8 protein-coding genes, 1 tRNA gene and 2 pseudogenes are annotated in these 12,595 nt (G+C 38.2%); 6 read left to right on the top strand and 5 right to left on the bottom strand.

The annotated features are described in order from the left end of the window. Positions 1-286: 286 nt before the first annotated feature. From rpsU to ACFIMW_RS01295, 3 genes are all read right to left on the bottom strand, one after another. Entirely contained in the window at positions 287-520 is a 234-nt protein-coding gene (rpsU, locus tag ACFIMW_RS01305; protein WP_273717519.1) for a 30S ribosomal protein S21, read from the bottom strand. Between the two features lie 185 nt (positions 521-705). Beyond that, positions 706-2,379 (bottom strand): formate--tetrahydrofolate ligase, encoded by a 1,674-nt coding sequence (locus ACFIMW_RS01300; RefSeq protein WP_375607842.1) that lies wholly within the window; start codon positions 2,377-2,379, stop codon positions 706-708. Positions 2,380-3,147: 768 nt separating this feature from the next. Beyond that, positions 3,148-3,224: transfer RNA gene (locus ACFIMW_RS01295), tRNA-Arg, on the bottom strand. 366 nt (positions 3,225-3,590) lie between these two features. Here ACFIMW_RS01295 and ACFIMW_RS01290 point away from each other — a divergent pair. The 3 genes from ACFIMW_RS01290 to pgi all read left to right on the top strand — a co-directional run bounded on the left by ACFIMW_RS01290 (position 3,591) and on the right by pgi (position 9,713). After that, the gene (locus ACFIMW_RS01290) at positions 3,591-4,730 is read left to right on the top strand and encodes an efflux RND transporter periplasmic adaptor subunit (protein WP_375606200.1); all 1,140 of its coding nucleotides are present in this window, start codon (positions 3,591-3,593) and stop codon (positions 4,728-4,730) included. Continuing rightward, positions 4,727-7,861: an efflux RND transporter permease subunit gene (locus ACFIMW_RS01285; RefSeq protein WP_375607841.1), complete on the top strand. Its 3,135-nt coding sequence runs from the start codon at positions 4,727-4,729 to the stop codon at positions 7,859-7,861. The genes ACFIMW_RS01290 and ACFIMW_RS01285 overlap by 4 nt, the downstream gene beginning before the upstream one ends. A 187-nt stretch (positions 7,862-8,048) precedes the next feature. Continuing rightward, the gene (gene pgi / locus ACFIMW_RS01280) at positions 8,049-9,713 is read left to right on the top strand and encodes a glucose-6-phosphate isomerase (RefSeq protein ID WP_375607840.1); all 1,665 of its coding nucleotides are present in this window, start codon (positions 8,049-8,051) and stop codon (positions 9,711-9,713) included. A 303-nt stretch (positions 9,714-10,016) separates the two neighbouring features. On the opposite strand, the gene ACFIMW_RS01275 is transcribed toward pgi, so the two are convergent. After that, entirely contained in the window at positions 10,017-10,532 is a 516-nt protein-coding gene (locus ACFIMW_RS01275) for a helix-turn-helix domain-containing protein (protein WP_375607839.1), read from the bottom strand. 81 nt (positions 10,533-10,613) lie between these two features. Beyond that, the gene (locus ACFIMW_RS01270) at positions 10,614-11,144 is read right to left on the bottom strand and encodes a helix-turn-helix domain-containing protein (protein ID WP_375607838.1); all 531 of its coding nucleotides are present in this window, start codon (positions 11,142-11,144) and stop codon (positions 10,614-10,616) included. Between the two features lie 152 nt (positions 11,145-11,296). On the opposite strand from ACFIMW_RS01270, the gene ACFIMW_RS01265 reads away from it, so the two are divergent. The 3 genes and pseudogenes from ACFIMW_RS01265 to ACFIMW_RS01255 all read left to right on the top strand — a co-directional run. Next, positions 11,297-11,590 (top strand): helix-turn-helix domain-containing protein, encoded by a 294-nt coding sequence (locus ACFIMW_RS01265; protein ID WP_375607837.1) that lies wholly within the window; start codon positions 11,297-11,299, stop codon positions 11,588-11,590. A 197-nt stretch (positions 11,591-11,787) separates the two neighbouring features. Then, positions 11,788-12,186 (top strand): annotated as a pseudogene (locus ACFIMW_RS01260) (hypothetical protein). Further along, a pseudogene (locus ACFIMW_RS01255) lies at positions 12,186-12,518 on the top strand (ParB N-terminal domain-containing protein); the annotation flags it as partial. The pseudogenes ACFIMW_RS01260 and ACFIMW_RS01255, both read left to right, overlap by 1 nt. Positions 12,519-12,595: the final 77 nt, after the last annotated feature.

Genomic DNA, 12,595 nt, shown 5'->3' with positions numbered 1-12,595 from the left:
TGCCATTACAAAATATCCAGTACTCTCTCCTTAATTTTGTACAGCAATAAGTCGATTTAAAGAACCGAACTGCAGTTTGTTATGCAGTGCTTGAAATGCCGAAGAGTGAAATAAAAATCACTATATTTATAGACCCAAAACACCCATTATGCTCAGATAATTCTAAATACTATAACACACGCCTTATGAGAAAAATTCATTTACAACATCCTATAAGTACAAAATTTCTGATAGCCTATTTACACTACAATTCATGCCATTTTGATAACGCATACACAAAAGCATATTACTTCACCGCAACAGTTCGTCCGTTACTAACAAAACCTTCTCTTTGCGCACGCTTACGAGCGAGCTTACGTGTACGACGAATAGCCTCAGCTTTTTCACGAGCACGCCTCTCAGATGGCTTCTCATAATAACTACGCATTTTCATTTCACGGAAGATACCTTCACGCTGCATCTTTTTCTTCAACGCGCGGAGCGCTTGATCAACATTATTATCACGAACGAGTACTTGCACTATTTATCCTGCTTTTTTCAGTGTCACAAATAATAGGAAAACCTACGTCCTTTTAAAGGCATATCCAAAAGGACAAAAACTTATATCATATAAATAAGACATTTGTCTATATCGCTTTTAAAAATTCTATTTTTTTTGTAATAAAATGCTTTTTATAATGAATGATAGAGTTCATGATTATAAACTCATGAAAGTCCTTGTATTTGATCATTTTCATCAAGATGAATTTTTTCAGCCGTGGGATAATGGGGTAGTCCAGGCATGGTCATAACATCTCCGCAAATGACAACGATAAAGCCGGCTCCCGCACAGAGACGAATTTCTCGTACGGGAATTTCAAAATCAACAGGCGCACCATATTGCTTGGGATCAGCAGAAAAAGAATAAGGTGTTTTTGCCATACAAATAGGGTAGGCGCCAAAACCTTCTTTTTCCCAAGATTCAAGTTGTTTGAGAATAGGGGCTGAGATAATGGCGCCACGCCCACCGTATAGCTTTGTTATAATACAATTAATTTTTTGAACGAGGGGAATATCATCTTGATAGAGAATCTTAAAATGAGATTTTTTTTCTTCAATCAAGGTAACGAGTTCTTGTGCAAGTTCTATAGCGCCTTTCCCACCTTGTTCCCAATGCTTACAGATAATAGCTTTGTGTCCAGTTGTTGCAACTATTTTCTGTAATGTTTTTATTTCGGCATCGCGATCGCTGTCAAAATGATTGATAGCCACAACACAAGGAATACCGTAGTGCTTCATATTTTTTATGTGTCGTAAAAGATTAGCTGCTCCTTTTTCTAAAGCGGTGATATTTTCTTCTGTCAGGTTATTTTTATCCACACCACCATTCATTTTTAATGCACGAATAGTTGCGACGATCACGGTAGCATTTGGTACAATACCTGCTTGCCGACATTTGATGTCGAAAAACTTTTCTGCTCCAAGATCGGCTCCAAATCCTGCTTCTGTGACAACATAATCAGCGAGTTTTAAAGCAGTTTTTGTTGCTATAACTGAGTTGCAGCCATGAGCAATATTAGCAAAAGGTCCTCCATGAACGAGAACAGGGTTATTTTCAATTGTCTGTACGAGATTGGGTTGTATAGCATCTTTTAGAAGAACTGCCATTGCACCTTCTGCATTAAGATCAGCAACGGTGATGGGCGTTTTATCATAACGATAAGCAACAATAATTTTCTTGAGTCTTTGTGTAAGGTTTTCTAAATTTTCAGAGAGACAAAGAAGCGCCATAATTTCTGATGCAACAGTAATATCAAAACCTGTTTGGCGTGGAAAACCATTTGTTATGCCCCCCAATGAAATGACAATATCGCGCAATGCACGATCATTCATATCAAGAACGCGTTTCCAAACAATGCGACGTGGATCAATGTTTAGAGTATTTCCCCAATAAAGATGATTATCTATCATTGCGGCAAGAAGATTATGAGCAGCTGTAATAGCATGAAAATCACCGGTAAAATGTAAATTAAGGTCATCCATTGGAATGACTTGCGCATAACCACCACCAGCAGCACCGCCTTTTACACCAAAACAGGGACCTAAAGATGGTTCTCTCAAGGTAGCTATTGTTTTTTTACCAATAAGATTAAGAGCATCACTTAGTCCAACTGTTGTTGTTGTTTTGCCTTCTCCGGCAGGTGTGGGATTGATAGCTGTGACAAGGATAAGTTTACCATCTGGATTTTTATTAAGCGATTTTATGTATTCAGAAGAAATTTTAGCTTTATCATGGCCATAGGGAATGAGATTTTCATGTGAGATACCAATTTTTTGTGCAATTTCAATAATATGTTGCTTTTTAGCAGTGCGAGCAATTTCAATATCAGTTTTAGGCATGGAAAAATTCTTTAAATTCAGCTTTTATTAATGTTTGAAATCTGTACCCATGGATTAATTAGAAAAATTCATAGAGAACAGAAAAATATTAAGATATCATAGAAATCGATGATATGCCATGCAAGAGATAATGCTAAAGAAGCACAAGAAGAGTTTTATTGTTTTTTAGGAAAAAGAATCTTTTTGCCTTTAAGCAGTAAAAATACGTTTAATTCAATTAAAAATATTGCGAAAAGAAGCTTTGGTTTGCAACAAATGCTGATGATATTAATGGATACCATAAGTGTTTCATAGTAGTATGTTCGAGAAGTAGTTTATTTATTCTTTCCAACAACACACTGAAAAAGCTTCACATGGTGGTAAACCGGAATTTATGGCGGCACATCTGAAATCCCTCTTAAGATGGGACTGCTAGGAATAAAATATCTAGAAACATTCAGTTATGGAACAATTAGAAATAAGCACGTAAAAATTACCTAACTGAGTAGAGAGTATAATCCGGAAGAGACCAAAAACAAGCGCATAGATTGAAAAAAGAAAACAACAACATACGCTACTCATGTAATCGCTACGATTATAAGCTAATAAAAGCACCTTAGAGCTGAATTGAAGGACTCATAACATTTTATTCTAGCAAAATGGCTAAAGAAACGCCCCACAACAGAATGAAATAACAAAATACAAAATAATAGATCACAAAATAAAGAATTTAAAAAGTCTGACTTTATAAGTAAGATATTGATAGATGATAAGTAAGATATTGATAGATGGCGCACCCGAAGAGATTCGAACTCCTGACCCCCAGATTCGTAGTCTGGTGCTCTATCCAGCTGAGCTACGGGTGCATACATTTCAATTTTTTACATTGTCTAAGACAAAGGGTTCCTAATCGTTTCATTAAAGAAATGCAAGTGAAACTTGAGTCGTCATAAAAAAAATCTCTTTTTTTTATGATATATTTTAAAAAAGGATATAATATATTATGGCTTCAGTTGGTTTTGATATGAACATTTTTTTGTCATGACCATACAAAGCAATATGAACGATAGTTAACTTGACGTTTTAATCTATGAAAGATAGTCAAGCAGAGATGAGATGTGTTTTTTGCGGTGGGGTAAGATATATACACCCGCTGTTGGGTTTTTGTGTAAAACGCCGATATTACTGTTGAAAACTATTTCAGATGAACATGACACAGCAAGGGCGGATGTATGGCGTTATTAAAAAAGATCTTTCCATTAGTGTTTTTAATCGTTGTTTTAACGGTTACTTATTGGGTTGGAAAAAAGAGTGCAGACCAACCCATTTCTATGGTGGATAAAACAAGAGTATCGTATAAAGATTCAAATGGAAAAATGAGAAAACCACCGGTAAAGGTTGTCGTTGATCTTGTAAAAAATCAAGATTTTTATGAACAACTTAACGTTCTAGGGAGTGGACAAGCACTTGCAGAAGTCGAGCTCACCCCTTTATCTCCAGGTGTTATTGATAAGCTTTTTGTGTCAGCTGGTACAAAAGTACAAGTAGGTGATGTGATTGCAAAGCTTGATTCTAAAAAAGAGGAAATAGCGGCTGCAAAAGCAAAAGTACAACGTGATAATAATGCGTTAACGCTTTCGCGCATTCTTAAATTACGTGCTAGCAATACAGCAACAGAAGTTCAAGAAATTACAGCACGCTTAGAGTTGGATAATGCAAATTTAGTTTTGCGTAATGCTGAATTAGATCTCGATCGGCGAACAATTCGTGCACCGATTCCTGGGGTTGTTGGTATTTTGCCTGTTGATGCGGGGAATAACGTGACCCTTAATACTGTAATAGGCCGTATTGAGAATAGAGAACGTATTTTGGTCGACATATGGGCTCCTGAACGATATGTGTCGCGCATCCATAAAGGAGATGAGGTAACGGCAACATTAACTGCGCAGCCAGACAAATCTTTTGTTGGTCATATTTATGCGATTGATAATATCGTTGATCCAGAAAGTCGCACACTTCATGCTCAGGTTGAAATTAATAATGAAAAAGATACGCTTATGTCTGGTATGTCTTTTTCTGTTGCCTTGCAATTTCATAGTGGTTCTTTCCCTGTCGTTAATCCTCTTGCGGTTCAATGGAACAGTAAAGGGTCATTCGTTTGGCGTGTGAGAGAAGGGAAAGTAGAGGCTATACCCGTATCAATTATTCAGCATAAAGCAGATCAAGTTTTCGTAAAAGCACCCCTAGAAAATGGTGATCAAGTTGTCATTCAAGGAGTACAAATGCTTTATCCAGGAAGTAAAGTAACGATTGATGATCCAAAGTCTCATCAACAGCAATTACCAGCAGTTTACGGAACGGATATACAATGAGCCAAGAATTGAGCACAAAACAGCCGATGTCACAGGTCGAGCAAGGTGGTCTCATTACCTTATTTATTCGCAGACCGGTTTTTACTTTTGTTTTAAATGCTATGATCATCATTGCAGGATTTGCAGCATGGTTAAATGTTGATGTAAGAGAATTACCTGATGTTGATACTCCCGTAACAACGATTGTGACGGTGTTTTCTGGTGCGTCGGCAGAAACAATTGATCGTGAAGTTACAAAAATTATAGAAGATGCTGTTTCTCGTGTTTCAGGTGTTAAGACGATTTCTTCAACGTCTTCTTTTGGGCGCTCCCGTGTGCAGATTAATTTTAATGTTGGTGTTGATTTGAATGTTGCAGCATCTGATATTCGTGATGCCCTGTCTCGCATTACGTATACTTTACCGAAAGATGCGGATTCGCCTTTGATTATTAAAGCAGATTCCAATGCTGCTGCCATGATGTATTTGGTTGTGACGTCACCAACAATGAGTGTTGATGATTTAACCACGATTGTAGACGATCAGATTGTTGATGCAATTTCCGCTGTTGATGGTGTTGGTGATGTACAGGTTGATAGCGCTCGCACAAAGATTTTTCAGATTGATATAGATCAAGCAAAACTTGCAAGTTATGGATTAACCGTAGCAGATGTTTCTCGTGTTCTTGCTGATATGACAACGGATGTGCCAGTAGGATCATTACGCAATTCTACGCAAAATTTAGTTGTGCGTGCTACTGCACGTTTAACAACACCAGAATCTTTTGAACAAGTTGTTTTAAAACCTCATGTACATCTTGGTGATGTTGCGCATGTCACTTTATCGCCGGATATAGAAAAGGTTATTCTCCGTATCAATGGAAAGACAGGTATTGGATTAGGAATTGTGCGTAAAGCACAATCCAACACTCTTAATATTTCTGAAGGAGTGAGAACCGTTGTTGATAATCTCAAAAGTATTGTTCCTTCTTCTGTACATATAGACGTTATTAATGACGATGCAGTTTTTATTAAAAGCGCTCTTCATGAGGTTGAAGTTGCGTTGGTTATTGCTATTTTGAGTGTTATCTTGGTCATTTTTCTTTTTCTCAGAGACATTCGTGTAACGCTGATACCTGCTGTATCTCTTCCTGTCGCTTTGATTGGTACCATTGCAGCTATTTATCTTGTAGGATTTTCATTAAATATTCTCACATTTTTAGGACTTGTTTTAGCAACAGGGCTTGTTGTGGATGATGCTATTGTTGTTCTTGAGAATATTGTTCGGTGGCGCAACATGGGTTTAGGGTCTAGGGCTGCGGCGGTGATAGGAACACGTGAAGTATTTTTTGCTGTTTTAGCAACAACATTGACTTTAGTGGCTGTGTTTGTTCCTATTTCCTTTCTTCCTGGGCAAGTTGGAGGTCTTTTTAGAGAATTTGGTTTTGTTTTGGCAATTTCTATTTTGCTTTCTTCAGTTGTTGCCTTAACGCTTTGTCCCATGTTGGCTTCGCGTTTTCTCAAAGAACATATTGAGGAGAAAGAGGAAGAGTCCCATCATTTTGCTTTTTTATATAAATTAGGTACTTTTTTTCATAAGGCATATACTTACAGTTTGCATAAGTGTTTAGAAAAGCCTTGGGCTGTTGTTTTTGCTTCACTTATTTTTGCGGGTCTTTGTGTTGGAGGCTATACGAAATTACAACAGGAATTAACGCCAGCAGAAGACAGAGCTGTGATCTTTTTGGTTATTAATGGACCACAAGGTATTTCAACACAATATTTGAACGAGCAAGTAGAGCAAATTGAAGCAAGTCTACAGCCATTACGTGATGCAGGGGAGATTGCTAACAGTTACTCTATTGCGGGTGCTGGTGGTTCACCCAATACTGCTTTTTTGATTTTATTGCTTTCGTCTTGGGATAAACGTTTACGGAGTCAGCAAGAAATCGTGAAAGATATTAATGAAAAGGTTAAACAGTTTCCCGCAGTTTTTGTGTTTGCTGCGCAGGGAAATTCTCTGGGTGTGAGAGGAACTGGGCAAGGATTACAATTTGCAATTCTTGGCAATGATTATGCAACATTACAACCCATTGCTGATAAGCTGGTGAGTACTTTACAAGATGATCCGCGTTTTATTCGCCCACGTCTTACTGTTGATGCAACACAACCGCAATTTTTCATTGAAATCAATCGAAAAAAAGCCTCCGATTTAGGGATTGATATCACCAATTTGGGCGATACATTACAAGCAATGTTGGATGGTAAAAAGATTGGTTCCATTAACGTGGATGATCATTCTTACGATGTTAAATTGATGTCGCGTAAAAATTCTATGAAGAGTCCTAGTGATTTAGAAAACATTTTTTTAAAGACCAAAGACAATCGATATGTTCCTTTATCGGTTATTGCACGTTTACATGAAAAAGCTATCTCGCCCCAATTAAAACGGGAAAAACGCATGAGTGCTGTTATTTTAAGCGCAAATCTTGCTCCAGGTATTGCTTTAGGGGAAGCTTACCAAACGGTACAGAAAATTGCATCTCCTTTGTTATCGAAAGGAACCTATGTAGTTCCCTTAGGGGAAGCTGAAACGCTTAATGAAACATCCTCCGGTTTTATGATTGTTTTTGGCATTGCCTTTTTGATTATTTTATTGATTTTGGCTGCTCAGTTTGAAAGCTTTATTTCAGGATTTATTATCATGGCCACTGTCCCATTAGGGATTGGTTGTGCTGTAATTGCTATGCTATTGAGTGGTGTGAGTCTTAATATTTACAGCCAAATTGGATTAATTTTGTTAATTGGCGTTATGGCGAAAAATGGTATTCTTATTGTTGAATTTGCAGATCAATTACGTGATCAGGGAAGAAGCGTGCGTGAAGCCGTAGAAGAAGCAGCAAACATTCGCCTTCGTCCAGTTTGCATGACAATGATTTGTGCCATTTTAGGAGGTATTCCTTTGGTTTTAGCCAAAGGTGCTGGCGCAGAGGCGCGTATAGCTTTAGGTTGGGTTATCGTTGGTGGTTTAGGTTTAGCAACTATTTTTACGCTTTATGTTACACCGGTTGTTTATCTTTTTTTAGGGCGTTTTATAAGACCAAAAGCAGAAGAAGCTATATTATTAACAAAAGAACTCAATAAAGTTAAATGATGTATCGAGTGGAAAAGATTTAAAAGTTTATTCTTGTAAAAATATCATCTTCGAATCTTATTTTTTACTTTTATATTCCTTAGTTTTTATGTGAACAGTAAAGATAGCGAGCAATAAAGGAGATGCTTTCTGCTTTGTTATTGTTTGGGCATAGATTTCATTGTCAATAACTGTATAGGATCAGCTTATGGGAGATAGCTTTTCGATTCGAAATGAAAAGGCTTTTGAAGCCGCATTAAATGCTTTAAGGAGCCATGCCGCAAAGGATGGGGTCTATGATATTCGTCGACATTTTTTAGCAGATGAACAGCGTTTTTCCCATTTTTCTCTCAGACTTGATGATCTTCTTTTCGATTTTTCAAAATGTGGGATAACATTTAAAACATTGCAACTTTTAGATGATTTAGCTGTTGCAGCAGATGTGTTAGGACGGCGTGATGCAATGTTTTCTGGTCAAGCGATTAATACAACTGAAAAACGCTCAGTTCTTCATATTGCATTACGTTTACCTGCTGACGAAATTTTCATGTTGGATGGCCATGATCTTATTCGCGATATTCAAGATGTTCTTGAAGACATGGAAAGATTTTCTGAAAAGGTACGTGATGGAAGCTACAAGGGAAGCAATGGAGAGAGAATAAGTGATATTGTAAACATTGGTATTGGTGGATCTGATCTTGGTCCTGCAATGGTTACATATGCTTTAAAACCTTATCATGATGGTCCACGTTGTCATTTTGTTTCTAACGCTGACAGTGCTCATATTTCTGATACTCTCTCTATTTTGAATCCAGCAACAACGCTGTTTGTCATTGCTTCTAAAACTTTTACAACGGCTGAAACAATGGTAAATGCTCAAGTTGCACGTCAGTGGATTTGTTCACATTTAGGAGAAGAAGCCATTTGCACGCATTTTGTTGCTGTTTCGAGTGCGCTTGATAAAGTGGCAGAATTTGGCATAGATTCGACAAGAGTTTTTAAATTTTGGAATTGGGTTGGAGGGCGTTATTCAATTTGGTCAGCCATTGGGCTTGTTGTGATGTTTGCAATAGGTGGTCGAAATTTTCGCCAATTTCTCAATGGTGCTTTGCAAATGGACCAACATTTTAAAACCATGCCTTTGCATAAAAATATTCCTATTCGTTTTGCTCTTTTAGGGTTTTGGCATCGTGTTATTTGTGGTTATTCATCACGCTCTATTATTCCCTATGCGCAGCGTTTAATACATTTTCCAGCTTATTTACAACAGCTTGATATGGAATCAAATGGTAAGCAAGTCTCGCTGGATGGAAAACCATTAAGTTTTTCAAGTGGTCCGATTGTTTGGGGTGATTCAGGCACAAATAGTCAACATGCTTTTTTTCAGCTTCTGCATCAAGGAACAGATGTTATTCCTGTAGAATTTATTTTATTTATAAAAGGGCATGAGAAAAATTTACATTCTATGTATGAGATGTTGCTAGCAAACTGTTTAGCACAGTCAAAAGCCTTGATGAAGGGGCGTAGTATTGAAGATGCTCAGCATATCTTGATAAAAAATGGAGTTGATGAACGTGAAGCAGGTTATTTAGCTATTCATAGAAGTTTTAAAGGAAACCGTCCCAGTATTACGCTGGTTCAGGATTTATTAACACCTTTTGCACTCGGTCGTCTTATTGCGCTTTATGAACATCGTACTTTTGTTGAAGGGATTTTAATGAATATTAATTCATTTGATCAATGGGGTGTTGAGCTTGGTAAAGAATTAGCAAACGAGTTACTACCAATTCTTCGTGGAGAAAGTAAAGCGGATAACCGTGATAGTTCAACATTAGGGTTGCTAGCACATATTCAAGTAAGACGTGCAAAATAAATATAGTTTTACAGTAGTTTTTGTACTAACTAAGCAAAAGTAGAATGAGAAAGAAATATGAGATAATTCTTTAATTTTACTATGCGTTCTCTTATTATCCGGATTAGATTTATGTAACAGAAAATCAGAAAAAAGTGCGTTTTCATGGTAAAAATGAAAGAAGGCTTTGAAAGGTCTTTGAAGACCCTGTGAAAAAAATAAATCCAAAAGTTCAATCGACTCCAAAACCAACCAAAAATGACCAAAAAAGCAAAAAAGATTTTCATATCGATTTTTCATATTAAAGGGACATTAAGCTGTATCTTATTTAGTTTCTGGATGTGTATTTTCAGCCTCTATTTGACGCTTTAAATGCAGTTTTAAAAGAGGTAAAATAAGCTCGACGTCTTCCGTGTCGTTGATGTCTTGAACAAGCTCTTGCAGTTTTCCATAAAGTTCCGCCGCGCGTTCCGCTATATCTTCAGGAGGGAGTTTTATATTTGCATCGCGATAGGTTGTATAAGCTATGCGACCAAGCTTTTTCATGAGACCAGCAGGTATGGTGGGTGCTTTAAAACCAGCTGCTTTCGCTTTTGCCATGTCACTAAACATTTCGCCTTCACCTGTAATTAGCCAAGTTAAGTTGATATTTAATTGCTGTGATAAAGCAGTCAAAAATTTTACATTGGGAAAAGTGGTCCCTCTTTCAGCATGGTCATAAATTGCTTTTTTAATACCTAAACGGGTAGCTATCTTATCTCGATTAAGCTCTAAGCTTTCTCGTATCAAGCGTAAGCGCTTTGCTAGTTCTGTTTTAGGTTCTAGTTCGGAGCGTGCCAAAAATGCTCCTTATTCATATTTAGGTTCGTTTTAAATTACAGGATTTTAAAAAGAGCTTCCCCCATTCATCTTAGAGAGGCATTAAGCCGAATTTTGTGTAGTTTTGGAGTGTTCTTTTTCAGCCTCTATTTGACGCTTTAAATGAATTTTAAGAAGAGGGAAAGTCGCTTCTACTTCTTCCGTGTCGTTGATGTTTTGAACAAGCTCTTGCAACTTTTTATAAAGCTCTGCCGCGAGTTCCGCTATATCTTCAGGGGGGAGTTTTATATTTGCATCGCGATAGGTTGTATAAGCTATGCGACCGAGTTTTTTCATGAGACCAGCAGGAATGGTGGGTGTTTTAAAACCAGCTGCTTTCGCTTTTGCCATGTCACTAAATATTTCACCTTCACCCGTAACGAGCCAATGAGGATTAATGTTATAGGCTGTATAATAGGCGTTAATTACTGAGGATGGAGGCTCATGTGCTCCGATTTCATAATTGGCAAGGGTATTGCGTTGTAAATTAAGGCGTTGCGCAAAAATGCCCCGTTCTTCGTTTCCGAGCATTCGTCGTATTTCACGCAATCGTTTTGCCAGTTCTGTTTTAGGTTCTACTTCTGGACGTGCCAAAAAAAATCACCTCTATACAAAATACATTGTTTACAACACAAAATATTTGGTATATACCTCTAATTACAGCCCGATATTGAGGGCATTTATTATACATTTAACCCCACAAAAAACGGATGTAGGAGCGTCCGTTTAAAGCAGGAGCGAAAGTTATGACCACCACACAAGTCTGGGATCGCCATAGTATTTTAGCCGAGCTACGCCGCCGTAATATGACTTTGGCGGAGCTGGCTAAAGCATATCAATTACCGTCATCCAGCGTTCAACACATCTGGACACGCCCCAACGAGAAAGCCGAACGTGCTATTGCCGATTTTATCGGTTTTCCCGTCGAGCAAGTGTTCTACGACCGCTACCCCAAAAGTCGCCGTCGTATTTTTAAAGCAGCAAAACATGCCAATACAGATTCGGCAACACAGTCCGCATTGCGCGGTAATGCTGCTTGAACTTCGTTACACGGCTTTGCGTGTGTCATACGCATTTGCCATGAATTTAAATACCATAAGATGAAAAGGTTTATCAATGTCTAAAGATCAGTACGAAATAGGCAAGATAAATTGCATAGAGTTGCATCATAGAACAGCCGTTTGGGTAGTTTTGTTTTCCATAGGTGGTAAGCGGATTTTACTAATGGTGGATGGTTATGGTTGCAGCTTATAATTTATGGACGCCCGAGGCAAAAAGAGAAATCTTTAATCCTTATTCAGAAGCTGAACGGTTACAAATGATGCTTTCCTGTTCTTTAAAAGCAGTGAGTGGTGGCTTTCGGCATGTACCGATCCGGTATATTATTGATCCTCAGCATGGATTGTTTGATGCGATATTAGCGCGGCAAATTGCCATTCATATTTTGCATTATCAGTTTGAGGTACCGCGGCGGCGTATTGTTGCCATGCAAGTACGGCAGTAGACTGCTATCTTTCTTGCTTTGCAAGTGATTAATCGGCGTTTGGAAGAACCCGTTTTTGCGAAAGCTTATCGAAGATGGGCAGGGCGTGCGATGGATTTATTCTTACTAGAAATGGAAAAGGCGGGGGCGTGATGGCACAGTTTCAAGAGATTGCTTTAGATTTGATTGTTGTTCCCGAACGTATACGCCCTGTAGATGTTGAGCATGCCAAGGCACTTGCACAATCAATGGCGCGGGAGGGATTGATGAATCCGATTACGGTGCGTCATACACCTAATGCTAAAGAGGGTAATTACACGCTTATAGCTGGTGCACATCGGCTGAGGGCTGCTGAGCTTTTAGGCTATAGCGAAATTGATGCGGTTGTGGTGCAGGCGGATAAAGAGAATGCTGCGCTTTTAGAAGTGGCAGAAAACCTCTTTCGCAATGAATTGTCGGTGATTGATCGTGCGCTTTTTGTCCAGGCGACAATTTGAACTCTTACAAAACCGCATTGTGGCTTTGGGGATTAGCATTGGTGAAGTGCTTCTGCCTCCTCTCA

This window comes from Bartonella sp. AC329YNZD, assembly GCF_042196685.1.
Taxonomy (GTDB): Bacteria; Pseudomonadota; Alphaproteobacteria; order Rhizobiales; family Rhizobiaceae; genus Bartonella.
The sequence above is the reverse complement of the archived record's forward strand: the minus strand, read 5'-3'. Positions and strand labels throughout refer to the sequence as shown.